23 protein-coding genes and 1 pseudogene are annotated in these 26,026 nt (G+C 61.2%); 10 read left to right on the plus strand and 14 right to left on the minus strand.

Features of this window, described 5'->3' with window-relative positions; genetic code table 11:
• The first annotated feature begins 6 nt into the window (after positions 1–6).
• Positions 7–936 carry an AraC family transcriptional regulator gene (locus tag WI754_RS20085; RefSeq protein WP_349435207.1) on the plus strand — a complete coding sequence of 310 codons (930 nt, stop codon included), beginning with the start codon at positions 7–9 and terminating at the stop codon, positions 934–936.
• Positions 937–947: 11 nt separating this feature from the next.
• Here WI754_RS20085 and der read toward each other — a convergent pair whose 3' ends face one another.
• From der to WI754_RS20100, 3 genes are all read right to left on the minus strand, one after another.
• Positions 948–2,369, minus strand: coding sequence for a ribosome biogenesis GTPase Der (gene der, locus WI754_RS20090; RefSeq protein ID WP_349435208.1), 1,422 nt, complete (start codon positions 2,367–2,369; stop codon positions 948–950).
• Between the two features lie 59 nt (positions 2,370–2,428).
• Positions 2,429–3,100 carry a tetratricopeptide repeat protein gene (locus WI754_RS20095; RefSeq protein WP_349435209.1) on the minus strand — a complete coding sequence of 224 codons (672 nt, stop codon included), beginning with the start codon at positions 3,098–3,100 and terminating at the stop codon, positions 2,429–2,431.
• Between the two features lie 105 nt (positions 3,101–3,205).
• On the minus strand, positions 3,206–3,793 hold the full coding sequence (locus WI754_RS20100) for an NnrU family protein (protein ID WP_349435210.1): 588 nt from the start codon (positions 3,791–3,793) through the stop codon (positions 3,206–3,208).
• A 138-nt stretch (positions 3,794–3,931) separates the two neighbouring features.
• On the opposite strand from WI754_RS20100, the gene WI754_RS20105 reads away from it, so the two are divergent.
• On the plus strand, positions 3,932–4,939 hold the full coding sequence (locus WI754_RS20105) for a polysaccharide deacetylase (protein ID WP_349435211.1): 1,008 nt from the start codon (positions 3,932–3,934) through the stop codon (positions 4,937–4,939).
• A 24-nt stretch (positions 4,940–4,963) separates the two neighbouring features.
• Here the strand turns inward: WI754_RS20105 and sbmA are convergent, their stop codons facing one another.
• The 7 genes from sbmA to glpK form a co-directional block, all read right to left on the minus strand.
• A complete protein-coding gene (sbmA, locus tag WI754_RS20110; protein ID WP_349435212.1) occupies positions 4,964–6,241 on the minus strand; it encodes a peptide antibiotic transporter SbmA in 1,278 nt (425 codons plus the stop codon).
• 123 nt (positions 6,242–6,364) lie between these two features.
• A complete protein-coding gene (locus WI754_RS20115; protein ID WP_349435213.1) occupies positions 6,365–7,573 on the minus strand; it encodes an MFS transporter in 1,209 nt (402 codons plus the stop codon).
• An 87-nt stretch (positions 7,574–7,660) separates the two neighbouring features.
• Positions 7,661–8,410 (minus strand): type I methionyl aminopeptidase, encoded by a 750-nt coding sequence (map, locus tag WI754_RS20120; protein ID WP_349435214.1) that lies wholly within the window; start codon positions 8,408–8,410, stop codon positions 7,661–7,663.
• A 78-nt stretch (positions 8,411–8,488) separates the two neighbouring features.
• Entirely contained in the window at positions 8,489–9,547 is a 1,059-nt protein-coding gene (locus tag WI754_RS20125; RefSeq protein ID WP_349435215.1) for an LLM class flavin-dependent oxidoreductase, read from the minus strand.
• A 111-nt stretch (positions 9,548–9,658) separates the two neighbouring features.
• Positions 9,659–10,081 carry a type II toxin-antitoxin system VapC family toxin gene (locus tag WI754_RS20130; RefSeq protein WP_349437890.1) on the minus strand — a complete coding sequence of 141 codons (423 nt, stop codon included), beginning with the start codon at positions 10,079–10,081 and terminating at the stop codon, positions 9,659–9,661.
• Positions 10,078–10,359 (minus strand): type II toxin-antitoxin system Phd/YefM family antitoxin, encoded by a 282-nt coding sequence (locus WI754_RS20135; protein ID WP_349435216.1) that lies wholly within the window; start codon positions 10,357–10,359, stop codon positions 10,078–10,080. The genes WI754_RS20130 and WI754_RS20135 overlap by 4 nt, the downstream gene beginning before the upstream one ends.
• A 57-nt stretch (positions 10,360–10,416) precedes the next feature.
• Positions 10,417–11,910 (minus strand): glycerol kinase GlpK, encoded by a 1,494-nt coding sequence (glpK, locus tag WI754_RS20140; protein ID WP_349435217.1) that lies wholly within the window; start codon positions 11,908–11,910, stop codon positions 10,417–10,419.
• A gap of 228 nt (positions 11,911–12,138) precedes the next feature.
• Between glpK and xdhA the strand changes: the two genes are divergently transcribed.
• Together xdhA and xdhB are read left to right on the plus strand one after the other, a co-directional pair.
• Positions 12,139–13,614 carry a xanthine dehydrogenase small subunit gene (xdhA, locus tag WI754_RS20145; RefSeq protein ID WP_349435218.1) on the plus strand — a complete coding sequence of 492 codons (1,476 nt, stop codon included), beginning with the start codon at positions 12,139–12,141 and terminating at the stop codon, positions 13,612–13,614.
• Between the two features lie 169 nt (positions 13,615–13,783).
• Positions 13,784–16,126, plus strand: coding sequence for a xanthine dehydrogenase molybdopterin binding subunit (gene xdhB, locus WI754_RS20150; RefSeq protein WP_349437891.1), 2,343 nt, complete (start codon positions 13,784–13,786; stop codon positions 16,124–16,126).
• Positions 16,127–16,243: 117 nt separating this feature from the next.
• Here xdhB and WI754_RS20155 read toward each other — a convergent pair whose 3' ends face one another.
• On the minus strand, positions 16,244–16,843 hold the full coding sequence (locus WI754_RS20155) for a TetR/AcrR family transcriptional regulator (protein WP_349437893.1): 600 nt from the start codon (positions 16,841–16,843) through the stop codon (positions 16,244–16,246).
• Between the two features lie 84 nt (positions 16,844–16,927).
• On the opposite strand from WI754_RS20155, the gene WI754_RS20160 reads away from it, so the two are divergent.
• From WI754_RS20160 to WI754_RS20185, 6 genes and pseudogenes are all read left to right on the plus strand, one after another.
• A complete protein-coding gene (locus WI754_RS20160) occupies positions 16,928–17,890 on the plus strand; it encodes an alpha/beta fold hydrolase (RefSeq protein WP_349435219.1) in 963 nt (320 codons plus the stop codon).
• Positions 17,891–17,946: 56 nt separating this feature from the next.
• Complete coding sequence (locus tag WI754_RS20165; protein ID WP_349435220.1) at positions 17,947–18,240, plus strand: antibiotic biosynthesis monooxygenase; 294 nt, start codon at positions 17,947–17,949, stop codon at positions 18,238–18,240.
• A gap of 349 nt (positions 18,241–18,589) precedes the next feature.
• On the plus strand, positions 18,590–19,498 hold the full coding sequence (locus WI754_RS20170; RefSeq protein WP_349435221.1) for a LysR substrate-binding domain-containing protein: 909 nt from the start codon (positions 18,590–18,592) through the stop codon (positions 19,496–19,498).
• 81 nt (positions 19,499–19,579) lie between these two features.
• Positions 19,580–20,817 (plus strand): annotated as a pseudogene (locus WI754_RS20175) (urate hydroxylase PuuD).
• Positions 20,814–22,121 carry a guanine deaminase gene (gene guaD / locus WI754_RS20180; RefSeq protein ID WP_349435223.1) on the plus strand — a complete coding sequence of 436 codons (1,308 nt, stop codon included), beginning with the start codon at positions 20,814–20,816 and terminating at the stop codon, positions 22,119–22,121. The pseudogene WI754_RS20175 and the gene guaD overlap by 4 nt, the downstream one beginning before the upstream one ends.
• Positions 22,122–22,274: 153 nt before the next feature.
• Positions 22,275–22,625 (plus strand): cupin domain-containing protein, encoded by a 351-nt coding sequence (locus tag WI754_RS20185; protein ID WP_349435224.1) that lies wholly within the window; start codon positions 22,275–22,277, stop codon positions 22,623–22,625.
• Between the two features lie 29 nt (positions 22,626–22,654).
• Here WI754_RS20185 and WI754_RS20190 read toward each other — a convergent pair whose 3' ends face one another.
• The 3 genes from WI754_RS20190 to ugpC all read right to left on the minus strand — a co-directional run bounded on the left by WI754_RS20190 (position 22,655) and on the right by ugpC (position 25,989).
• Complete coding sequence (locus WI754_RS20190; RefSeq protein WP_349435226.1) at positions 22,655–22,882, minus strand: DUF6500 family protein; 228 nt, start codon at positions 22,880–22,882, stop codon at positions 22,655–22,657.
• A gap of 78 nt (positions 22,883–22,960) precedes the next feature.
• Entirely contained in the window at positions 22,961–24,892 is a 1,932-nt protein-coding gene (locus WI754_RS20195) for a beta-galactosidase (protein ID WP_349435228.1), read from the minus strand.
• Positions 24,892–25,989 (minus strand): sn-glycerol-3-phosphate ABC transporter ATP-binding protein UgpC, encoded by a 1,098-nt coding sequence (ugpC, locus tag WI754_RS20200; RefSeq protein ID WP_349435229.1) that lies wholly within the window; start codon positions 25,987–25,989, stop codon positions 24,892–24,894. The genes WI754_RS20195 and ugpC overlap by 1 nt, the downstream gene beginning before the upstream one ends.
• Positions 25,990–26,026: the final 37 nt, after the last annotated feature.

Here is a 26,026-nt window from a genome sequence, read left to right on the forward strand (position 1 = left end):
GAACGCATGAGCGAAGACACCTTTCGCAACGAAGAGGATATGCCGCGCGGTGACAGCCGATTGCGGCATTCCGGCGTGCCCGGCGCATCGCCCGTCATCGCGGCAACACCGAAATCCGGTGAGACATCAGTGCCGGCGGATCACAGGATTTTTGTCCGTTCCTCCGTCGGTGCCGCCGCCCGCATCATCCAGCACAACCGGCTACGATATTCCAATATCGTCATCAACCGGCCCGTGATCATCCTTATCGAGCACGGGACGAAAATCCTGCGTAGCGGCGATTTTGAAGTGGCGATCAGGACGGGTGGCGCCGTAGCGCTATGCCAGAACCAGGTGTTTGATGTCGTCAACGAGGCTGACGCCGACGGCGCCTACCAGGCCCGGTGGATCGCCTTCGATCCCGATCTGCTTGCCCAATCTTCGCCAAAAAGCATGACACCGCGGATCGAGAGGGCACTGACGCTTGAGGCTCCGGCAAAGGGATTTCTCGATGCCTATCATCGGGCAACCCAAGCGATTGCCGAGCCGGACAGCCTGCCCGAGGCGATTGCTGTCCATCGGCTGAAGGAACTGTTGATCTGGCTCGATCTCTCGGGCGGCCGCTTCAGCCAATCCCGCCCGGCGGGATTTGCGCAGCGGATCAGGGATGTTCTGGCCGCGAGCCCCGGAAGCGATTGGTCCAGCAGAGAACTCGGCCGAACGCTCGGTGTTAGCGAAGCAACGCTTCGGCGCAAGCTTGCCTCGGAAGGCTGGGCCTTCCAGTCACTGCTCGCCGATGTGCGCATGTCTGCCGCCATGCAACTGCTGCAGTCGACGAATCTGCCGGTCCTGCATATCGCCCAGGAGGTCGGCTATGAATCGCAATCGCGGTTTGCCATGCGGTTTCGCGCCCGGTTCGGCTTCGCCCCGAGCGCCATTCGCGGCCACCATCGCTGACGCCAGAAAACCTACCGCTTTTTGCGGTTTTCGAACGGGTTTTCCGATGCCCTCAGATGGATGCGGATCGGCACGCCGGGCATCTGGAAATCGTTACGCAGCCCGTTGGTCAGGTAGCGGATATAGCTCTCCGGCACGGCGTCCGGCCGCGTGCAGGAGATCATGAAGCCCGGCGGACGGGCCTTGACCTGCGTCATGTATTTCAGCTTCAGGCGACGGCCGGAGACGGCCGGCGGCGGATGCTGCACCTGCTGATGCTCCAGCCAACGGTTGAGCTTCGCGGTCGAGATGCGGCGGTTCCAGACCTTGTCGGTGTCAATGATCGACTGCATCAGCTTGTCGAGGCCGTAACCCGTCTGGCCGGAAATCGGCACCGCGCGGATACCGCGGGCCTGCGGCAGGAGGCGCTCTGTCTTTTCGCGCAGATCGGCAAGCAGCGCCTGCGCGTCCTCGACCAGATCCCACTTGTTGAAGGCGAGGATTGCGGCGCGGCCTTCGCGGACGACGAGATCGACGAGCTGCAGGTCCTGCTTTTCAAAGGGGATGGTCGCATCGAAGACGATGACGACCGCTTCGGCAAAACGGATGGAGCGTAGGCTGTCGGCGACGGAGAGCTTTTCCAGCTTCTCCTGCACCCGCGCCTTCTTGCGCATGCCGGCCGTGTCGAACATCTTGATGGTGCGGCCGCGCCAGTCCCACTCGACGGAGATGCTGTCGCGGGTGATACCGGCTTCCGGGCCGGTCAGCAGGCGGTCTTCGCCGAGGAACCGGTTGATGAGCGTCGACTTGCCGGCGTTCGGACGGCCGATGATCGCCACCCGCAAAGGCTTGGTGTCGTCATATTCCGGCTCGAATTCTTCGTCTTCTTCCGCTCCTTGCTCACCGCGAAGATCGACATCGGTCTCGGCCTCGTCGATTTCCGGCGGGAAAGCGCGATCTTCGCCGAGCGCTTCGACGATCGCGTCGCGCAGGTCGATCATGCCCTGGCCATGCTCTGCCGAAATCGCAACCGGCTCACCGAGGCCCAATGTGAAAGCGTCGTAATACCCGCCGTCCGAGCCCTTGGCTTCGGACTTGTTGGCAACCAGCACGACCGGCTTGCCACGACGGCGCAGCATTTCGCCGAGCGTCTCGTCGGCCGGGGTCAGCCCATGCTTGGCATCGACGACGAAGAGCGTCAGGTCCGCCTCTGCGATCGCCGCTTCCGTCTGCGCCCACATGCGCCCCTGCAGGGTCTCAGGCCCCGACTGCTCGAGGCCGGCGGTGTCGATGATCGTGAAGCGCAGGTCCACGAGCTTGGCGTCGCCCGGCCGCCGGTCGCGGGTAACGCCCGGCGTATCGTCGACAAGAGCCAGCTTCTTGCCAACCAGACGGTTGAAAAGTGTGGATTTGCCGACATTGGGGCGCCCAACGATGGCGACGGTGAAGTTCATCAAGTCATCCTGTCTTCTTCAGAGCATCATGCTCTCATGTTTGTCTTCCAGACGTCCGGTCAGGACGCCTTGCCGCTGGCGGCGATCAGGTCGAGCAGCATCTGGGCGCGGTTGGCCAGATTGCGCGGGGTCTCGGCATCGTCGCTGATCTGCTGGAACCAGGTCTTGGCCTTGGCCATGTCGCCGGCCTTGTAAGCCGCAAGACCGAGCGCCTCGCGTGCCGAATGGCGCATGCCGTTGCCCGGTACGGCGAGTTGCTCGGCCTCGGCCGAAACCTGCTCATAGGTGCCGGTATCGACCAGCAGATAGGCTGCCCGCATCCTGGCTGCGTCACGCATCGCCTGCGGCAGGCTGCCGTCCTTGGCGATATCGGAGAAGACCTGAACGGCCGCAGCCACATCGCCCTTCTGCGCCTGCAGGGTTGCAGCGCGCATCTTCGCCAGCACCGGATAGGCGCCGTAACCATCCTTCTCCAGCGCCGTCAACGCTGCCAGCGCCTCGTCGGTCTTGTTTTCCTTCGACAGGGTCAAGGCCGCCAGAAACTGGTCACCCGACCGGGAGGCCGAGGTTTCATGCCAGTATTCGTAACCCACTTTGCCAATGGTTCCGAGAACGATGAGGATGGCGATCCCGATGATGACGCTGCCGAAGCGCGTCCAGACGGCTTTGACCTGCTCGGAGCGCAGTTCTTCGTTGACCTCGCGGATAAAGCTGTCGTCCTGGTTCGCCATTCCCTGTTCCGGTTGCCCGGCCTTCCCTGCAAAAATGAAAGTAAGATTGCGCGCTTCTACCGCATTTTGAGGCCGTTGTAAGGGGGCACGCGCATTTAGCCCCCTTTAGCTCATGACAATCGGGGCAACACCGATCAACCACGCATGCAGCTTCCAGACAAACAGGCCATAGGCGACAACACCGATGACCACCGCCAGCAGATCGTTGGATGCGGAACGGAACACCGGAAGCACTGTTTCGCCTGCCCGCTGCCGCCGCTTCAGCGAGATGCGCAGAATGACGGCCCAGGCGAGGAAAGAGCCGAACAGCAGCACGGAGGATGTCTCGCCATTGGTCAGCAGATGGGCGAGCGCCCAGATCTTGATCGACAGGATCTGCGGGTGCTTGACCGCGACGGCGATGCGGCCTGCCGGCAAAAAGCCGGCGGCGAGACAGATGAAGGCCAGCAACATCAAAAGCAACGAGATGTGCTTCAGGAAGACCGGCGGGTTGTAAAGCATGCCGGTGACCGCCCTCGCCTCGCCGAAACCGTAGATGATCAGCAGGAGGCCGACGAGGCTGATGACTGCATAGATGCCCATCCAGGCGCCCTTGCCCTGGCGCTCTATGACCGAGGTGCGCAGCCCCGGTGCCACGACGCGCACGAGATGCATGCCGAGAAAAATGACGATGCCCAGAAGAAGAAGTGTCATGAAGCCCATCCGTCGCTTGTGAGATTTTCTGCCTCTTCGCATAGCCGGATCAAAGCCAAGATTCCAGCACGATCAAAGGATTGCCTTATTCTTGCGGCAGGGGTCGCAAACCCGCATCCTCCGCCCCAAGGTTTCCGCATGCCCAGATTTTCCGCCGCTCCCGGCCTTGCTCTCGTATTGGCCCTGGTTCCCGCCCTCGCCCAGGCGGTACAACCACCGGCTACGGCAGGCCGAAAACAGCTTGTCATCATTTCCTTCGACGGCGCCCACGACAACAGGCTCTGGGAAAAGAGCCTGGAGATGGGCAAGCGGACAGGGGCGCATTTCACCTACTTTCTCTCCTGCACCTTCCTGATGACGCGAGCGGAAGGCGGCAAGACGTATCAGGCGCCCGGACAAAGGGCCGGACGCTCGAATGTCGGCTTTGCCCAGAGCCGGGAGGAAATACAGGATCGAGTGCGCTACATCTGGCAGGCGCACCAGATCGGCCACGATATCGGCAGCCACGCTTGTGGCCATTTCGACGGCAAGGGCTGGAACGCGGCGGACTGGAGACAGGAATTCACAGCCTTCCGCACGGCACTCTTGAATGCCTGGAAAGCCGGCGGCATCGAAGGCGAGGAGCCTGAGGGCTGGACGGATTTCGCGGAAAACGACATCAAGGGATTTCGCGCACCCTATCTTTCCTTAAGCGATGGCCTGCTGCCGGCGCTGAAAAAGACCGGCTTCACCTATGATGCAAGCCTCGTCACCAAAGGCCCCGGCTGGCCATCGGATGCGGACGGCATGCCGCGTTTCGGGCTGCCGCTGATTCCGGAAGGCCCGCAGCAGCGCCGGGTGATCGGCATGGACTACAACCTTTTCATCCGCCATTCGATGGGCGTGGAAAACCGCAAGGACAGCGCCGTCTTCGAAGAGCGCACGCTCGACGCCTACCGGAAGGCCTTTCAGTCGCAGTACCAGGGTGGCCGCATCCCGCTGCAACTCGGCTTTCATTTCGTCGAGATGAACGGCGGTGCCTATTGGCGTGCGCTCGACCGGTTCCTGACCGAGACTTGCGGCAAGCCCGACGTCGCCTGTGTCAGCTATGCCGAGGCGCTGCCGATGATTGCGAATGAGAAGAAGGCGGATCGCTCCGCCTTCTGATTCTTCTTCCTGCGAGTGCACCGCTCAGGGCTTGGCAGCCGCGAGCTCGCCGTCCGTTTCCTCACGTGCGAGGTAGCGCTGGTCGATGTCAGGCAGCGGCACATCGTCGACCGCCGCTTCGAAGGCTTTCAGGCGCTTGTGGATCGATAGAAGCTCGATGATCGTCGACCAGTAATTCACCAGATACTGGAACGAATTGCTGACCTCCCCAAATGCCGTGGCAATCTGCTGCCAGATACCGAGCGTGATCTGACCTGCCACAAATGTCGGAATAAGGATGAAGTTCAAGAAAATCGCGTCGAGCTGCCCATAAGAAAAGCGCGCAACGTTGAAATACGCGTAGTGCCAGTACATGCGGAAGTAATTGCGGCGCACATTGCTGTAGAGCTCCCTTACAGTCACCGGCAGCGCCCGATCCACATGATCCTCGCCATAGACAAGTTCCTTGCGATAGGCCGCCTCGACACGCTGGTTGCGGAAATTCAGCCCGGGCAGCTTGATGCCGGCGAGTGCCAGGAGCGCAGTGCCGAACATTGACCATGCGATCGCAAGCCAGAAAAGCGCGTGAGGAATGGCGCCGATGACCGGCAGATCGGAAACATGCTGTGACATGTTGAAAAGCAGCGGCAGGAAAACCACCAGCGTCATCACCGAGTTGATGAGCGTAACGCCAAGGCCTTCGAGGATGTTGGCGAAGCGCATCGTGTCTTCCTGAACACGCTGCGAGGCACCTTCGATATGCCGGAGCTTGTCCCACTTCGACATATAGAAATCATTCATCGCGGTACGCCAGCGGAACACGTAGTGATTGGTGAAGAAAGCCGTGACGACGTTCAGTGTGACGCCGACGAAGCCGATTTCCAGGAAGTTCAGTTGCAGCGCGTAGAACTGACCAGCAGTTATCCCTGGCTTTCTCGCTAGAGCGTCTTGCAGCAGGTCGAAGAACGGGCCGCGCCAATTGTTGATCGCAACAGATGTCTGCACCGCGAAATAGGCAATGAAAATAATGAAAGCCGTCCCCCAGATCGACCAGTTTACCCAGGGGTGATCTTTGGCGATCGTTTTCCAGGCGCCGCCGAAGATCAGCACGAAGATCGTGAAATAGAGATAGAACCAGAGGTTGTCGGAGGTAAAGAAGTAAGCGAGGCCGATCGGCGGCTTCTGCCCTGGAGCAAGGGGGGGCAAGCCGACCGCGGCGCCGATCTGTGGCCCTACCGTGTACCAGACAAGAATACAGATAATTGACCAGATCGCGCCAGAGGTGAAGAACAGCTTCGGATTGGGAAAAAAGGAATGAAACAAGGCGGCACTCACGTTTCTTGATGGGTCGGACACCCGATCTTCTCGATGCGCCGAACCTAGGGCAAAACACCCCACCTGCCAATCACGTCAAGCTAATGTTACCGTTATTTAATCGCGCGGCACTCAGCCACGCGCAGCGCTCACCTGGGTGGCGATGCGAGACATCTCCACCCAGGTGAGCGCTGCACAGAAAAGCAGCACGCCCGCCGCCAGCAGGGTCGGCGCGGTAAAACTGCCGCTGCCCTCGGCAAGCCAGCCGGCGACGAGCGGTCCGATAATCTGGCCGACGCCGAAGGCGGCGGTCATGAAGGCGAGCGCCTTGCGCGGGCTTTTGGGCGCCAGCGCGCGGCCGATCTGCAGGCCATAGGCGGTGACCATGATGAAGGTAGCGCCCAGCATCAGACCACCAATCAGCGGCGCATATGGTGAGGGAAGAGCCACTGCCAGAACAAGCCCGATAGCCTCAACCAGCAGGCCTGCAAGATAAACCCCAACGATGCCGAGCCGTGGCACGGCTCGGCGCCAGGCATGCACGGACACCGCGGCACTGAGGCCCGTGATCAGCCAGGCAAGGAACTCAACGGTGTGGTCGGTCGCGCCCTGGCGCGCCATGGCGACAAGGAAGGTGGCGGTGATGACGTAGCCGAAGCCGAAGAGGCCATAGGTGAGCGTGACGACGACAAGCGGCCGGGTCCAGACGAGCGGTTTTTCCTTCTCGCCGTTCCTATGCCCTGCCGGTCCTTCAGGCAGCAGCGCCGCCACGATGAGCGTGCCGAGACAAGCGATAACGGCGCCGCCGAACCAGGCGGCCTGCCAGCTCGCAAAATTGCCGAAGCCGCCAGCGGGCAACAGGAAGACCATCAGCGACGATACCGCGATGCCCATGCCGACACCGCCGAAATGCACTGACTGGACGTGCGGATCGGCGGCGGCCAGTCCCCTGCTCAAGACGATCGCCGAGGTGAAGATCATCGTGAAGGCGCTGGCCACACCGGCAAGGAAGCGGATGACGGAAAACAACAGCAATGACGATGTCAGCCCCATGGCCAGCAGCAGCAGCGCCGTCGCAACCAGCGCCGAAAGGGCTATCTGCCGCTCGCGCCCCGCTGCCCAGCCATAGCCTGCGGCAACGGCTCCCAGCAGATAGCCGATGAAATTGGCCGAGGCGATGAGCCCCGCATCTGCGGGTGTCAGGCCGATATCGGCCATCATACCGGGCAGGATCGGCGTATAGGAAAAGCGGCCGAAGCCCATGGCAACTGCCATGGCGATGGCGCCGGCAAAGGCAGTGGGAGCGAGGCTCCGGCGCAATGGGCGGTCCAGCGTCGTCATGCCCTATCTATCGCAATGCAGCATGCCGGTGACAAACGACAAAATTTGATGGTGTCGTTCAAAGGCGTGAATAGTAGCCCTTGCGGATCAACCCGGAAGGGTGACGACCAGAGGCCCGTTGCGCGTGACGACCACGGTGTGCTCGTATTGCACTGTCGGCGCACGTGGCTCGCTGAACAGCGTCCACTCGTCATCTCCGCCTTCGGCCCATTGCGCTCCGAGCGACAGGAACGGCTCGACTGTAAAAACCATGCCATCTGTCATCCGGCGCTTCTCGTGCTTGTCCGGCCAGGTGGCGATTTCCGTCGGCTCCTCATGCAGCGACCGGCCGACGCCGTGGCTCGCAAGATTGGTGACGAGCGTATAGCGGTTCTTCCTGGCAAAACTGCCGATGGCATTGCCGATCGCCGCCAGCGGCTTGCCCGCCTTGACTTCGTTCAGCCCGACCCACATGGCGCGCTTGCCGTCGCGGCAGAGCCGCTCGATCTGCGGCTTGACCGGCGGAACGGCGAAGGAGGCGCCGGTATCGGCGAACAGGCCATTCTTTTCGGCCGAGACATCGACGTTGACGAGATCGCCGGCCCTGATGACACGTGCGCCTGGGATGCCATGGGCGATCTCCTCGTTGACACTGATGCAGGTGGCGCCGGGGAAATTATAGGTGAGTTCCGGCGCGGAGCGGGCGCCGGCATCCTCGAGCACCTTGCGGCCGATCGCGTCGAGGTCCGCCGTCGTCATGCCGGGCTCGAGCGCCGCTCCCATGATCTGCACCGCATTGGCGCAGATGCGACCGATCTCCTTCAGCCGCTCCAGGTCTTCGTCGTTGTTTAGGGTCATTGTCTCTCGCTTTCGGCGGTCTATGTAACGCGCCGAAAGCGGCCGATCCAGACGTCAAATGCAGGAAAATCGCCGATTTCAGGCGGTTTTGGCCTGTTTCTTCTCCTCCGCCAAAGCCGCGCGCACCAGCGGCGCCACCTTCGTGCCGTAGAGTTCGATGCCGCGCATGATCTGGTCATGCGGCATCAAGCCGATCGCCATCTGCAAGAGGAACCGGTCGTTCTTGAAGATGCGCTGATGCCGGACGATCTTTTCCGCGACCGTTTCCGGATCGCCGAGGAACAGATTGCCGTTCGGGCCGATCGACTGGTTGAAATGCGCCCGACTAGTCGGCCCCCAGCCACGCTCGCGGCCGATACGGTTCATCACTTCGGCCTGCGGGCCATAGAACTGGTCGGCGGCTTTCTCGGTCGTGTCGGCAATGAAGCCATGCACATTGATGCTGGTCTTCAGCTTGGCGGCATCCTGCCCGGCCCGACGCGCGGCTTCGCGGTAGAGATCGAAGAGCGGCGCATAACGGGCCGGCTCACCGCCGATGATGGCGAGCGCCACCGGCAGGCCAAGCGCACCAGCCCGGGCCACCGATTGCGGCGTGCCGCCGACGGCGATCCACACCGGGAGCGGATCGTTGAGCGGGCGCGGATAGACGCCGCGGCCATTGATCGGCGCACGCTTCTCGCCGGCCCAGGTCACCTTCTCACCCTCGCGCATGGCAAGCAGCAGGTCCAATTTCTCGGCAAACAACTGGTCGTAGTCTTCGAGGTCGTAACCGAACAGCGGGAAGGACTCGATGAACGAGCCCCGGCCCGCCATGATTTCGGCGCGGCCGTTCGAGATCAGGTCAAGCGTCGCAAACTGCTGGAACACCCGGACCGGATCGTCCGAACTCAGCACCGTGACGGCGCTGGTGAGCTTGATATTTTTCGTGCGCGACGCAGCCGCCGCGAGGATCATCGCCGGCGCCGACGCGACATAGTCCGGCCGATGATGCTCGCCAAGTCCGAAGACATCGAGCCCGACCTGATCGGCCAGCTCGATTTCCTCGATCAGATGGCGCACCCGCTCCTCGCCTTCCCTGCCGCGCCCGCTCGGCGCCTCGGGATGAACGTCGCCGAATGTGTAAAGCCCAAGTTCCATGACTTCCTGCCTGTTTGTCAGCCCCGTGGGGCGCTGTTTCTTCGTCAGAAATAACCATCAACACGATCGGGCCACAGCGCGAAAGGCGAAACACGGCGTTTCTCCTGGCTCTCAAATCTGCCAGGGATTGAGGAGTTGGACACCCGTTCCCTGAAAGTCGCGGATATTGCGCGTTACCACGATGAAATCTGTATGAAGTGCGGTAGCCGCTATGAACGCATCCCGCTCTGGGCGCTTGTCTGGAACATGAAGAGTGGCACACGTCAGGGCAATCGGGAGATCAACATTCAATATGCGCCCCGCAAAGGCCGGAATGATCTGATCATCCAGCCAGTGGCGCATCTTGGCTGCTCGGAGCCGATCCCGCCTCGCAAGCAACAGGATACCGACTTCAAGCTCAAAAACAGTGATAACAGAAACAAAGAGGACTGATGGCGAAATCGTTTGCGACCAAGCGAAAACCGCCGGGTCGCACTTTCCCTTCTTCACCTTTCTCAGTTCCGAAAGCACGTTCGTATCCAGAAGATACATCAGGAAAAGTCGGGAATTTTCAAACCCCAACTATCGCCGAGTCGGGGTGGCTCGAAATCGATGTCGTCGTCGGCCGGCATAGACAGCAGCTCCGCGATGGTCTTTTCCTTCACAGGCTCGGCCTCCATCAGCCCGGTCAGCCTTCGATACTCTTCGATCGACAACAGTACGTGCGCCGGCCGTCCCCGGTCGGTGATGAAGACCGGGCCGTTTTCCGCAGCCTTTTTAGCGCGACCGGTATCCTGGTTGAATTCACGGCTCGAAAGAGTGGTGGCCATCAACGTCCTCCATCAAATTGTAGCAACGTTACTACATTTAATATCGGGCAGCAATGTTCCCTACCCTTCGCTCAACGTCCGCTTCACCGCGCTGCGCCACCCCTTCAATTTCCCGGTGCGGCATTTCTCGTCCATCTTCGGTTCAAACCGGCGGTCCCTTGCCCAGGATTTGGCGAAATCCTTCTGGTTCGGCCAGACTCCTGCCCGGCTGCCGGCAAGCCAGGCAACGCCAAGGGCGGTGGTTTCAAGGATGGTAGGCCGATCCACCGGGGCGTCGAGCAGATCCGAGAGCCGCTGCATGGTCCAATCAGACGCGACCATGCCGCCATCGACGCGCAGGACCGTTTCCTTGCCGTCGCTCTTCCAGTCCTTATGCATGGCGTCAAGCAGGTCGCGCGTCTGGTAGCAGACGGCCTCGAGGGCTGCGCGGGCGAACTCGGCCGGGCCGGTGTTGCGCGTCATGCCGAAGATCGCGCCGCGCGCATCCGGGTCCCAATGCGGAGCGCCAAGGCCGGTGAAGGCCGGAACCAGATAAACCTCCTGCGACGGATCGGCGTTTTCGGCCAGCGTACCGGCATCGGGTGCGGCCTTGATCACCTTGAGACCATCGCGCAGCCACTGTACGGCGGCGCCGGCAACGAAGATCGAGCCCTCCAGCGCATAGGTGGTTTCGCCGTCGAGGCGATAGGCGATCGTCGTCAGCAGCCGGTTCTTCGAGCGGACGATGTCCTGACCGGTGTTGAGAAGTGCGAAGCAGCCGGTGCCGTAGGTCGATTTCATCATGCCGGGCTGGAAGCAGGCTTGTCCGATGGTTGCTGCCTGCTGGTCACCGGCAACGCCCAAAATCGGGATTTCGGCCCCGAAAATCGAAGCCTCGGTCACACCGAAATCGGCCGCGCAGTCGAGGACTTCCGGCAACATCGCTTCTGGTACGCGCAAGATTTCGAGGAGATCGCGATCCCAGTCGTTGGTGGCGATGTTGTACATCAGCGTGCGCGAGGCATTGGTCGCGTCGGTGACGAAAGATTTGCCGCCCGTCAGCCGCCAGATCAGGAATGTGTCGATCGTGCCGAAGCAGAGTTCGCCCTTGGAGCCGCGGGTGCGCGCGCCCTTCACATTGGCGAGCATCCAGGAGAGCTTGGTACCGGAGAAATAGGGATCGAGCAGCAGCCCGGTCTTTTTCGTGAAGGTCTTTTCCAGCCCCTGTCGTTTCAGCTTGTCGCAATAGGAGGCGGTGCGGCGGTCTTGCCAGACGATGGCATTGTGGATCGGCTTGCCGCTCTCGCGCTCCCAGACGACGACGGTCTCGCGCTGGTTGGTGATGCCGATCGCCGAGAGGTCGCTCGCCTTGATGCCGGCCTTGCGGATAGCCTCCTTGATCGCCCAGACGACGGTATCCCAGATTTCCTCGGGATCATGTTCCACCCAGCCGGATTTCGGGAAATGCTGCTTGAATTCCTTCTGCCCGGAACCGATCACCCTCTGCTTCGCGTCAAAAACGATCGCGCGGCTCGAGGTCGTGCCCTGATCGATCGCGAGAACATATCCGCTCATTCTGCCCCTCCCAGCGTTTCTTGAGCCGGCCGATCTCTCCTCAAGACCGCAAGCCATTTCAAAAACTTCAATACGATACAAAAACGAATGTCAAACGAAAATAAAACGCAAGTCTGGGCGCTTTCACCGCTGCGGCAAAGCAAGAGCGACAACGGCAAAAACACAATTGTCACGCTGCCGGTTTTGGGCATAGTTTCAAGAATTGAATTAACAAGAAAAAGAGACCGCATGACGCAATCCGCCGGCAGCATCCGTTTCATTCTGAACGACCGGGACATCGCCCTGACCTCGGTGTCGCCAACCGGGATGCTGCTCGATTTTCTGCGTCTCGAACGAAGGCTGACGGGAACGAAGGAGGGCTGTGCGGAAGGTGACTGCGGCGCCTGCACAGTGCTCGTCGGGCGTCTTCAAGGCAAGGATCTCGTCTATGAAAGCGTGAACGCCTGCATCCGTTTCACCGGATCGCTTAATGCGACCCATGTCGTGACCATCGAGCATCTGGCGGCAAAGGATGGAGCGCTACACCCGGTTCAGCAGGCCATGGTCGACTATCACGGCTCGCAATGCGGGTTCTGCACGCCGGGTTTCGTGATGTCGCTTTACGGGCTGTGGCTATCGAAAGACAATCCCGGCCGCGCCGCCATCGAAAAGGCGCTGCAAGGCAATCTCTGTCGATGCACGGGCTACGAGCCGATTGTCAAAGCGGCCGAGGCCGTCGGCAGGACAAAGCCCGATGCCCTGTTCGACCCTCTGCTCAAGGAGCGGGAGGACATCAAGGCCCGCCTGAAGGCAATGCGCAGCGACGGCACCATCTGTCTCGGCGATGCTGGCGCCAGGTTGATCGTTCCGGGTTCGGCCACAGATCTCGCCGAAACCCTGCACACCTACCCGCAGGCCACCATCGTTGCTGGCTCAACCGATGTCGGCCTCTGGGTCACGAAACAGATGCGCGATCTCGACCCCGTCGTCTTCATCAACAGCATCGAAGATTTGCAGTCCATCCAAACCAATGGCAACGGGATCACGATCGGCGCGGGTGTGACCTACGCGGCGGCGTTCGAAGTCATCTCGGCGCATTACCCGACGTTCGGAGTTTTGCTCGACCGGCTGGGCGGCGAACAGGTGCGCAACGTGGGCACGATCGGCGGCAACGTCGCCAACGGCTCGCCCATCGGCGACACGCCGCCGCCGCTGATCGCGCTCGATGCAAGTGTCACGCTGCGATCGAAGGCCGGGCAACGAACCGTTCCGCTTGAGGACTATTTCATCGAATATGGGAGGCAGGATCGCAGGCCGGGCGAATTTGTCGAGAGCATCTTCGTGCCCAGCCTGCCGGACGGCGATTATTTCGCCGTCTACAAGATTTCCAAGCGCCGCGACGAGGATATTTCCGCGCTCTGCGGCGCCTTCCGTATCGCGCTTGACGGCGGCAACCGAGTGAAATCTGCACGGATCGCCTTCGGCGGCATGGCCGGAACGCCGAAGCGGGCGGCACATGTCGAAGCGGCTGTGATCGGGAAGCTCTGGAACGAGGAGACGATCAAAGCAGCGCAAACCGCATTCGAACAGGATTATCAGCCACTCACCGACTGGCGCGCCACGGCCGCCTATCGCATGCTGTCAGCGAAGAACCTACTCATGCGGTTTTTCCTGGAAACGTCGGGTGAAAGGACCGAGCTTGTTCGGTTCGAGGTGACGGCATGACTGGAGGCACCAGAGCTCTGAACTTGCCCCTCACCCTAACCCTCTCCCCGCAGGCGGGGAGAGGGGACGACGGAGATCGCCGCGCATCCCTTCTCCCCGTTCCAACGGGGAGAAGGTGGCCGACAGGCCGGATGAGGGGCGTGCTCCCCGCAGCATGGAGGGCAGCATGATGGACAAATCAACGTTCGAAGAGCGCAAGACGATTGCCGGGCCGATGCATTCGGCTCTTCGCCACGATAGTGCCCATAAACATGTGTCCGGCACGGCCGACTATATCGACGACATCCCGGAACCGGCCGGGACGCTGCATGGTGCACTCGGAATGACAGACCGTGCCCATGCCGAGATCGTCGCGATGGACCTGTCGGAAGTTGAATCATATCCCGGCGTCGTCTGCGTACTGACCGCTAGGGACATGCCACACTCCAATGACATCAGCCCCAGCCATCTCGATGACGAGCCGGTGCTCGCCGATGGCCTCGTGCAGTTTCACGGCCAGCCGGCCTTCGCCGTGATCGCCGAGACCCGCGACATCGCCCGGCGGGCAGCGTGCAAGGCGAAGATCACCTATCGCGACCTGCCGCATTTCACCGATATCCTCGACGCGCTCGAAAACGGCGCGGAGCTCGTTACCAAGCCGCTCACATTGCAGCGAGGCGATGCGGAGGCGGAACTGGAACTCTCGCCTCGCCGTTTGTCCGGTAGGATGCGCATCGGCGGACAGGAACATTTTTACCTCGAAAGCCACATCGCCTTAGCCATTCCCGGCGAGGACGACGAGATGACGGTCTGGTCCTCGACTCAGCATCCGAGCGAAGTGCAGCACATGGTCGGCCGTGTGCTCGGTGTTCCCTCAAATGCCGTGACGGTGCAGGTTCGGCGCATGGGCGGCGGCTTCGGCGGCAAGGAGACCCAGGGCAGCCAGTTCGCGGTTCTGGCGGCCGTCGCGGCCAAGAAGCTCAACCGCGCTGTCAAAATCCGCCCCGACCGCGACGAGGACATGGCGGCCACCGGCAAGCGGCACGATTTCCTCGTCGACTACGATGTCGGCTTCGACGATGAGGGTCGCATCCATGCGGTGAAGGCGAACTACGCCGCCCGCTGCGGCTATTCCTCCGATCTCTCCGGCCCCGTCACCGACCGGGCTCTGTTCCACGCCGACAATTCCTATTTCTACCCGCATGTAAAGCTGACGTCGCAACCCCTGAAAACGCACACCGTCTCCAACACCGCCTATCGTGGCTTCGGCGGTCCGCAGGGCATGATCGGTGGCGAGCGCATCATCGAAGAAATTGCCTATGCACTGGGCAAGGATCCGCTCGACATCCGCAAGCTGAATTTCTACGGCGAGAAAGGTTCGGGCCGCGACCTCACGCCCTATCACCAGCAGGTGGAAGACAACATCATTCACCGTATAGTCAAGGAGCTGGAGACGAGCGCCGACTATCAGGCGCGCCGCAAGGCGATCATCGACTTCAACACCACGAGCCGGGTGATCCGCAAAGGCATCGCGCTGACGCCCGTCAAGTTCGGCATCTCCTTCACCATGACCGCCTTCAACCAGGCGGGCGCGCTGGTGCATGTCTACCAGGATGGCTCGATCCACCTGAACCACGGCGGCACCGAGATGGGCCAGGGCCTCTATACCAAGGTGGCGCAGGTTCTGGCCGACAGTTTCCAGGTCGATATCGGCCATGTGAAGATCACTGCCACGACCACCGGCAAGGTGCCGAACACCTCGGCGACCGCCGCGTCGTCCGGCTCCGACCTCAACGGCATGGCGGCCTACGACGCGGCCCGCCAGATCAAGGAACGGCTTGTCGATTTCGCCGCCGAACGCTGGCAGACGGAGCGGGAAAACGTCACCTTCGTGCCGAACCACCTTAAGATCGGTGAAGAGCTGGTGCCCTTCCCGGACTTCATCAGCCAAGCCTATTTCGCCCGTATCCAGCTGTCCGCCGCCGGATTCTACAAGACGCCGAAAATCCACTGGGATCGCAACACCGGACGCGGCACGCCGTTCTATTATTTCGCCTATGGAGCCGCCGTCTCGGAAGTCTCCATCGACACGCTGACCGGCGAATACATGGTCGATCGCGTCGACGTGCTGCACGATGTCGGCAAATCGCTCAATCCCGCCATCGATATCGGCCAGGTAGAAGGCGGCTTCGTTCAGGGCATGGGATGGCTGACCACCGAGGAACTCTGGTGGGACGACAAGGGCCGGCTCAGGACCCATGCGCCGTCGACCTACAAGATCCCGCTCGCCTCCGACCGGCCGAAGATTTTCAACGTCAGGCTGGCAGAGTGGGCCGAAAATGCCGAAATGACCATCGGCCGCTCCAAGGCCGTCGGCGAGCCGCCCTTCATGCTGCCGATCTCGGTGCTGGAAGCGCTCTCCATGGCCGTCGCCAGCGTCGCGGACTACCGCGAATGCCCAAGGCTCGACACGCCTGCAACGCCGGAACGGCTGCTGATGGCAATGGAGCGCCTGCGCGCTGCCAAGGCTTGATGTGGTTGAGATGAACGTCGCCGTCGATTGCTTCGCTACATTCCTTGAGCGCGATTACAAGCTCGTGTCAAAGACAGACATCACGCCGGGAACGGCGGTAGCCATCCTGGCGCACGATCATGCGATCGCAGCCTTAGTCTTCGAAAGCTCCATACGGACCAGCGCATGCGCCGCCTCGCCTGCCGTTTCCATGTAGGACGGATCGCGGTGCAAGAGAACCACGGCAAAGCCGCCGTCCAAAAGCAGGACAATCTGGTGCGCAAGCGTTCGGGCTCGCGTCTCGAGCCCCACCGCTTCGAGCACGTCGTTTAACCAGTCTTCGACCCTTTTCTTGTGAGCCACACCGACCTTCATGGCAGGATGTCCGGGCATATTGGCAAGTTCAGCGCAGGTTCGCAGAAAGCCGCATCCCTTCCACCGGGGATGTCGCGCGGATTTGGCGAGGGCGTAAAAAACGCCGCGCACCTTATCTGCGACGTCGCCGTCCGCCTCGGAAAACCAGCGCTTGAACAATGCCAGATTGGGCTGATCTCGCCCGTTGAGATAGGCTGCGATCAGATCGTCCTTGCTGGCGAAATGATAGTACAGCGTTCGCTTTGTTACCCCGGCTTTTTCGGCGACAGCATCGACGCTGACAGCGCGAATCCCCTCGCTGTAAAACAGCTTGGCAGCAGCCGAAACGATGCGATCGCGCGTTGCAGGAACGGAGGGCGTCATATCTTTATGTATACCGACCAGTGAATATACACAAGGACGCATCTCACATAGGCTGCCCTGATCGAAACGGCAGGGAAACGCTCCATGACTGACGCGGATATGATGGCCGTCGAGATTGTCTGCGATGACGGCGTGATGCTTGGCGGCCACCTGTGGCCGCGCGCCGGCGGCACCGGATGCGGAAGGGTGCTCATCAACGCCGCAACGGGCGTTCTGGCACGTTACTATCATCCGTATGCACGATTTCTCGCACAACGCGGCTTCACCGTGTTGACCTATGACTATCGCGGCATCGGACGATCGCGACCCACGCGACTGCGTGGCTTTGACTGCCGCTGGGCCGACTGGGGCGAGCGGGACTTTGCCGCAGCGCTCGACTTTCTAAGGGCACGTGCACCAGACGGGCCAATGATGGTCGTCGGACACAGTATTGGCGGGTTCCTTCCCGGACTGGCCCGCAACGCGCCGCTGATCGACCGTATGCTGACCGTCGGTGCCCAATATGCCTATTGGCGCGACTATGCCGCCGCCCAGCGTATCTGCCTTTTCCTGAAATGGCACGTTGCGATGCCGGTCCTGACCGCCTTGTACGGTTACTTTCCCGGGCGCAAACTTGGCTGGCTGGAAGACCTCCCGGCTGGCGTGGCGAAAGACTGGAGCTTTCGGCGCGCCCGAATGGAGTTCAGCCATCCGCCAGCCGCCCGCGGCGAAGTTTTGCAACGCTTCGCCGCTGTGACTGCGGACATTCTCGCAATTGCAGTCACAGATGACGAACTCGCCACGACCTCAGCGATCCGCCGCGCTCTGCGATACTACAAGAATGCAGCATCTACCGAGGTGGCCCTGTCTCCCGGCGATCTCGGATCGGACAAGATCGGACATTTCAGCCTCTTTCATGAGAGGCACGCCGCCGATTTTTGGCTTGATACGCTGATCTGGCTCCGTGATGGCATAAACCCGTGGCCGGACAAGCCTTTTGGGCACGCGACGAGAAAGGTCGAACACGAGATATTCGAGAGCCGTTGCCACATCGATACAAGGGCCTGATGTGATGGCCGCACGTCCGGGACGCACAACCTTCCAGTCCTTCGAGAGAAAAAATCATGCAGTTCGTTCTCATCATCCATGACGTCGCCGACTATACAGCCTGGAAAACGGTCTTCGACGATGCCGCCGCGCTTCGGCGCGATGCTGGCGAAATGTCCTATCAGGTCCTCAAATTCGACGGCGACCCCAACCGGATCGTCCACTTCTCCCGGTGGCGCTCGCTTGACGCCGCAAGGCGGTTCTTCAAGTCGGACAGGCTTGTCGAAATCCGCGCAAAGGCCGGCGTGAACGCGCCGGAATTCATCTATCTCGACCAGTTGGAAAGTGGTGTGCTGGACGCGTCCCGGTAAAACGTGCTGCCATGACGGCAGCCGAAAACTGTGTCGGCATCGAGGCCTATCGCGTGAAATCCGAATCCTGACGCGGGTCGCGTCCATCCATGAAACCCATGTCCCGTTTCATGTAATCCGACATGGCGCCGAGGTCGAGTTTCGGGTAGCCGGGCCGAAGATAGTGAAGTGCGTTTGACAGCTGCAGACGCCAGCCTTCTACGCTACTACGTGGGATTGATTCATATTTTTCAATTGCTTGGCAATCCATGACGGCACCCGTGTCTTCGTGAATATGATTGCAGCATGCGCGCAAACATGCTCAAATTCCAATCGAACAACCGTCTGCATGCATCAAGAGAACTTATCCATGAAGATGTCGAAACAGTTTCCCTTGAATGCGCTCCGCGTCTTTGAAGCGGCCGCGCGGCTTGGCAGCTTCACCCGCGCGGGCGAGGAGCTCGGCATGACCCAGACGGCGGTCAGCTATCAAATCAAGCTGATCGAGGACAATGTCGGCGAACCGTTGTTCCTACGGCGGCCGCGGCAGATCACGCTGACGGAGGTTGGCCAGCGATTGGCGCCGCGCGTCACCGAAGCCTTCGAAATGCTGCAAGAGGCCGTTTTGTCGGCGCGCGGCGATGTGGACAGCGCGCTCCTTATCAGTTCGACTGCGACCTTTGCGTCTCAATGGCTCGCGCGGAATATCGGGTCCTTTCAGCTGGCTCATCCGAACATCGCCGTACGACTGACAACCAGCGACAAGATCATCGATCTCGCGACGGAGGCGGCCGACCTCGCCATCCGATCCGGCGTAGGCGTCTGGCCGGGTCTCGACAGCCATCCGTTGATGCGCATCGAGTTCACACCGATGCTCAGCCCGGCGCTCGCCGAGACGATCGGCGGCATCCACGAACCGCGCGATCTCCTGAAACTGAGGATCATCGATGCCGCCGATCCGTGGTGGCGGCTCTGGTTTGAAGCCGCCGGTGTCAGCGATCCGGATCTCGAAGGCAGGCCGACCAGCCGGCTCGGCGCACAGACCTTCGAGGCGCGTGCGGCGGTCGCCGGACAAGGTGTCGCCATTCTGACACCTGAATTCTACACGGACGACGTCGCACTCGGCAGGCTCTATCAGCCCTTCGAACTGCGCTGCAGCGACGGGCACGACTACTGGCTCGCCTATCCGCATGCACGCCGCAACACGCCGAAAATCCGCACCTTCCGCGATTGGATTCTGGGCGAACTCAATCCCGAGGCAAGCGGCTTGGGCAAATAGCGTTTGACGATGCAATCGCCCCTTCCCCCATCCTCTGTTTTTGCGCAAGGTGCGGGAGCGGAGGATGAAAGGGGACACTGAATGTATGAATTCGCTATCGCCTGGGACTGGCTCGCCTTCGCCGTCCGCTGGTTGCATGTGATCACGGCGATTGCCTGGATCGGCTCATCCTTCTATTTCATCGCACTCGATCTCGGGCTGGTGAAACGCGACCATCTGCCCGCCGGCGCCTATGGCGAGGAATGGCAGGTGCATGGCGGCGGCTTCTACCATATCCAGAAATACCTTGTGGCGCCCGCGACCATGCCGGAACATCTCACCTGGTTCAAATGGGAGAGCTACGTTACCTGGCTTTCCGGCTTTGCCCTGCTCTGTCTGGTCTATTACGGCGGCGCCGACCTGTTCCTAATCGACCGGCATGTGCTGGATATTTCCGCGATCTCGGCGATCCTGATCTCGCTCACCTCTCTCGGCATAGGGTGGGTTTTCTACGACCTGCTTTGCAAATCACCACTCGGCAAGAACACCTGGACGCTGATGGCATCCTCTATGTAGCTCTGGTGATCATGGCCTGGGGCTATACGCAGGTCTTCACCGGCCGCGCCGCCTTCCTGCATCTTGGCGCCTTCACCGCGACGATCATGTCGGCCAATGTCTTCTTCATCATCATGCCGAACCAACGCGTTGTCGTCGCCGATCTGATTGTCGGACGCACGCCCGACCCGAAATACGGCGTCATCGCCAAACAGCGCTCACTGCACAACAACTACCTGACCCTGCCCGTCATTTTCTTCATGCTGTCGAACCATTATCCGCTGGCTTTTGCCACTGCCTATAACTGGGTGATCGCCGCACTGGTCTTCCTGATGGGCGTCACCATCCGCCACTGGTTCAACACAACCCATGCCCGCAAGGGCAAGCCGACCTGGACATGGCTGGTCACGCTGCTGATCTTCATCCTGATCATGTGGCTATCCACAATGCCAAAGGTTCTGACCGGCGAGGATTCGGCCGAAGTGTCGCCGGCCTTCCAACAGTTTGCCTCCAACGCGCATTTCCCGGCGGTGAAGGATGCGGTTTCCACGCGCTGCTCCATGTGCCATTCTGCGGAACCGGTCTATGAAGGCATCAACCGCCCCCCCAAAGGCGTGACACTGGAAAACGACGCGGAAATCGCGGCCCACGCCCGGGAAATCTATATCCAGGCGGGCCGCAGCCACGCCATGCCGCCGGGCAACGTTACCGACATGACCAACGACGAGCGCAAGCTGGTGACGGCGTGGTTCGAAAGCTCGGTTTCGGAAGGCAACACAGAATGACCGCAACCCTCATTCGTGGACGCACCCTGAGTTTCAAGCACGCACCGGCGGGCTTGGAGGACAAGGACGCGTATGACTACGAGCCAGATGGCGCCCTTTTGGTCGAAGACGGCCTCGTCCTTGCAAACGGCAGCTATGACGCGGTGAGGGCGCAAGCGCCCGACAACGCAGTGGAAATCGATCACCGTCCTCACCTCATTTTGCCCGGCTTCATCGACACGCACCTGCATTTCCCGCAGATGCAGGTGATCGGCTCCTATGCCGCCAACCTGCTTGAATGGCTGAACACCTACACCTTCCCGGAGGAATGCCGCTTCGTCGAGACGGCACATGCGCAGCGTATCGCAACACATTTCTTCGACGAGATGGTGCGCCACGGCACGACCACGGCGGTCGCCTATTGCTCGGTGCACAAGACCTCCGCCGACGCCTTCTTCGCCGAAGCCCTGCGCCGCAACATGCGGATGGTGGCCGGCAAGGTGATGATGGACCGAAACGCGCCGCAGGGCCTGCTCGATACGCCTCAGACGGGATACGACGAGACCCGCGCAGTGATTGCCGAATGGCACGGCAAGGGCCGCAACCACGTGGCGATCACCCCGCGTTTCGCCATCACCTCGACACCGGAACAGATGTCGGCGGCGCAAGCCCTGGCGCGCGAATTTCCCGATCTGCACATCCAGACACACCTGTCGGAAAACCGCGACGAGATCGATTTCACCTGCTCGCTCTATCCCGAGGCCGCCGACTACACCGACGTCTACGCACGCTACGGCCTGCTTGGCCCGAAAACATTGTTCGGCCACTGCATCCACCTGTCGGAACGCGAAATGGACGCCATGAGCGAAACCGGCTCCGTCGCCGTCCACTGCCCGACCTCCAACCTCTTCCTCGGTTCCGGCCTGTTTCCGCTGAAAAAGCTGGCCAACCGCGAGAAACCCGTGCGCGTCGCCGTCGCCACCGATATCGGCGGCGGCTCAAGCTATTCCATGCTGCGCACGCTGGACGAGGCCTACAAGATCCAGCAATTGCAAGGCGAGCGGCTGAACCCGTTCGAGAGTTTTTACTACATGACGCTCGGCAATGCGCGGGCTCTATCGCTCGAAGACAAGATCGGCACACTGGAGCCCGGCACCGATGCCGATTTCATCGTGCTGAACATGGCATCCACGCCTGCCATGGCGCTGAAGGCGGAGGTTGTCAATTCGCTCGCCGACGAGTTGTTTTTGCTGCAGACGATGGGGGATGACCGGGCGATTGCCGAGACCTATCTGGCGGGGGTGGCGGCGAAGGCTGGGCTTTGAAAACACCCTCCCCTTGAGGGGGAGGTTCGGAGCGAAGCTCCGGGGTGAGGTGACCTTCAGCTTCATCCAATGGATCACCTCCACGCGCCGCCATGCGGCGACCTCCCCCTTCAAAGGGGAGGTAGAGCCACGTCTCATTGTGGAGGTTCAAAAATGAGTGTCGCAAAGATTCTGGGTCGCCACGAATGGGCGGAACGGCCGGACGTCTGGCAAGGCGAGTTCGAAGGCGGTCTCTATGGTGCCGATGTATCGGTCATGTTCTACACGACAGACGAGATCGGCGGCCGCCCCAAATTGCACAAACATCCCTATGCGGAGGTCTTCATTGTGCGGCAGGGCCGGGCCTTGGTCAGCGTCGGAACGGACGAGATCGAAGCGACGGCAGGCCAGATCGTTTTTGCGCCGGCGGGTGTGCCGCAAAAGTTCAGCAATCTCGGGCCTGGGCCGCTTAAAACAACCGATCTGCTCCTCGCTGAGGCCTTCTCGACGGAATGGTTGGAATAAAGGGCTCTTTTGAGTGGGGATCGCTCCGGTCAGGATCCGAAACCGATCTCTTCCACCATCGATCTGATCTTCAGAGCCTTCTCGAAGTGATCCAGCTTATGCGTACGGATCCACCATTCGGCCGCCTCCATCAGCAATTCGGGGTCATCATTTTTGTTCGCGAAGAAAGCATAGAAGGAGAGCCCGACACCGGGACCTTTGTCCGCAATCTTGCGATCGCAGACTGCCACGATTTTTTGTCTCAGGCTGGCTTTCATTCACTCGTCCGATACGCGATTTCCAATCCCCCTTGTGAGGGAGATTGGCCAAAGTGCAAGGGGGATAAGACCGATTGCCTATTCTTTCCAGGCCGTAACGGTCTGCGGCTTCACATCGGCCTCGCCGAGAACCAGCGTTCCATCGACCGGGCACGACCAAACCTCCGTCCCGTAGTTGAACGCAAACGTCACCCCGCCGCGCTTGCGCAGCCTGATATGATCCGGAAGCGCCACCGTTTCGAGGCCGGCTTTCGCCGCCAGGTGAGTCAGCGCCTGCTGCAACAGTTCCTGATCCGGCCAGCAGGCAAGATAATGATGCCCGTCTTTGGCCGTCAGCGCCGCATCGCCGTTGGCGAACCGCGCAAGCACATCGCCGTCCGTCTCGACATATTCCCGCCAGCGGATGGCGGCGCCTGAAACAGCGCCTGATACTGCATCGTCCAGCCCCGGACGCAGCGATGACACCTGCGTGACCCGAGCGCCCGTCAGCGCCGCGAGCGGCCCCGGCGGCAGATTTTCCGGAATGGCAAACTGGCGCGTGCGCGAGCCGGAGCGCGGGCCGTGGAGCACGATGCCCTCGGCTGCGCTGAAGGCCTGCAGGGCGGCTTCCGAGACCATCATCAGCGACGGAACGAGTACCAGCTTATAACCGTCCAGTGGTGCGCCCGGGGGCACGAAGTCGACGTTGAGGCCAAACTTGCGCACCGCTTCGTACCAGCGGAAGGCCAGATCGTGATACTGGAAATCCCTGCCCTGCGGCTGGATGACCGTGGCCCAATACGTCTCGTAGTCATAGACGATGGCGACCGGGGCTTGTTCGGTTGCCGGCAGCTCACCGGCTGCGGCGATCTCTTGGCCAACGATCTCGGCCTCGCGGCCGCCGGCGGAGAGTTCGTCCGAGCCCGGCAGGTTGAGGCCCGCATGCATCTGCTCCTGCGCGAACGGCGCCTGCCGCCAGCGGAAATAGCTGACGACTTCAGCGCCGTGCGCCAGCGCTTCCCAGCTCCACAGCCGCACCATGCCGGGCTTCGGCACCGGGTTCCACGGCGCCCAGTTCACTGGTCCGGGCTGCTGCTCCATGATCCAGAAACGGCCGCGGCCGACGCCGCGATAGAGATCGTGATGGAAGGGTGCGATATCGGGATGGGAGGTTTCCGCCCAGCGGTTCTTCTCCTCCTGGCTGAACGGGAACTTCTCGACGAAGCCGATAGGATATGAATCCCAGGAAGCAAGATCGAGGTTTTCGCCGACCTTCCAGTGGTCGAAATCGTTGACGAAGCCCATGAAATTATGGGTGATCCAGCGGCCGGGCGAATGCTTGCGGATGATCTCGCACTGCATCTTGTCATACGCGGCCACCTGCCCGGACTGGAAGCGCCAGAAATCGAGCCGCGCGGCCGGATTGGTCTCGGTGACGGCAAGGTTCGGCAGCACGACATCCTCGAAGCTGTTCACCTCCATCGACCAGAAGACATTGCCCCAGGCTTCGTTGAGCTGGTCGGTCGACTGGTAGCGGAGCCTCAGCCAACGGCGAAATGCCTTCAGGTCTTCCGGCCCCCAGGACTGCGTCGTGTCATGGCAGCCATATTCGTTGTCCGTCTGCCAGCCATCGAGCGCCGGGTGTTCGCCATAGCGCTTGGCGATGATCTCGACGATGCGGGCGCTCTCGCGCCACCAGACTTCGGAGGAGAAGGTATAGTGCCTGCGCGAGCCGAAACCGCGTACATGGCCGTTCTGATCGACCGGCGCAATCTCCGGATATTCGTCCATCAGCCACTTCGGCGGCGTCGCCGTCGGCGTGCCGAGCACGACCTTCAGCCCGGCGGCGCCCAACGTATCAATGGCCCGGTCGAGCCATGCGAAATCGATCTCGCCTCGCTTCGGCTCCAGCCGCGACCAGGCGAATTCGCCGATGCGCACGAAGGAAATGCCCATATCCCGCATGCGACGGGCGTCCTTTGCCCACCACGCCTCTGGCCAGTGCTCCGGATAATAACAAACGCCAAGCATTACTTCGTCAAATCCCCGTTGATGATGGCGACGCCCTCGGCGTCGAAGAGGTGGCAGGCCTTGGCCGGGATACCGATGCGGAAATCCGCGCCCGGATGTGCTGTGGCAAGGCCATCGGCCTTGACCGCGATGTCGGTGCCGTCGCCGAGGCTCACGTAGAACATGGTCTCGGAGCCGAGATATTCGGCCAGCCGGAGCTTTGCCGGCAGGGTGGCCCCTTCCTTCCCATCAGCATCGATATGCTCGGGCCGAATACCAAGCGTCACCGATTGGCCGTCGCTGACGCGGGCGTGTCCGGCCGGCAGCAGGATATCGACGCCGCCGGTCAAGGTGACGCGGATCTGATCACCGGCGGGTGAGGCCGTCGCCTTCATAAAGTTCATTTTCGGCGAGCCGATGAAGCCGGCGACGAAGAGGTTCTTTGGCCGGTGGTAGAGTTCCAGCGGCGAGCCGATCTGCTCGATCGATCCGGCGCTGAGGACCACAATCTTGTCGGCCATGGTCATGGCTTCCACCTGATCGTGGGTGACATAGATCATCGTCGCCTTCAGATCCTGATGCAGCGTGCTGATCTCGGTGCGCATCTGCACCCGCAGCGCCGCGTCAAGGTTCGACAGCGGCTCGTCGAACAGGAAGACTTCCGGGTTGCGCACGATGGCACGGCCGATGGCGACGCGCTGGCGCTGGCCACCGGAAAGTTGCGACGGCTTGCGGGCAAGCAGTGGCTCGAGCTGCAGCATCTTGGCGGCGCGCTGCATGCGCTTTTCGATCTCCGCCTTGTCGTGGCCGGTCATGCGCAGGCCGAAGCCGATATTGTCGGCAACCGTCATGTGCGGATAGAGCGCATAGGACTGGAACACCATCGCGACGCCGCGATCGGACGGGCCGACATGGGTCATGTCCTTACCGCCGATCTTGAGCTCGCCCGACGAGATTTCCTCAAGTCCGGCAATCATCCGCAACAGCGTAGACTTGCCGCAGCCGGAGGGACCGACGAAGACGCAGAACTCGCCGTCGGCGATGGAAAAATCGACGCCCTTGATGACGCTGACCGAGCCGAACTGCTTGGTGACATTGCGGAGCGTGACGTCAGCCATTGGCCCTGCCTTTCGATGAATGTTGAAATGTGGAAAA

Source organism: Pararhizobium sp. A13, from assembly GCF_040126305.1.
Taxonomy (GTDB): domain Bacteria; phylum Pseudomonadota; class Alphaproteobacteria; order Rhizobiales; family Rhizobiaceae; genus Pararhizobium.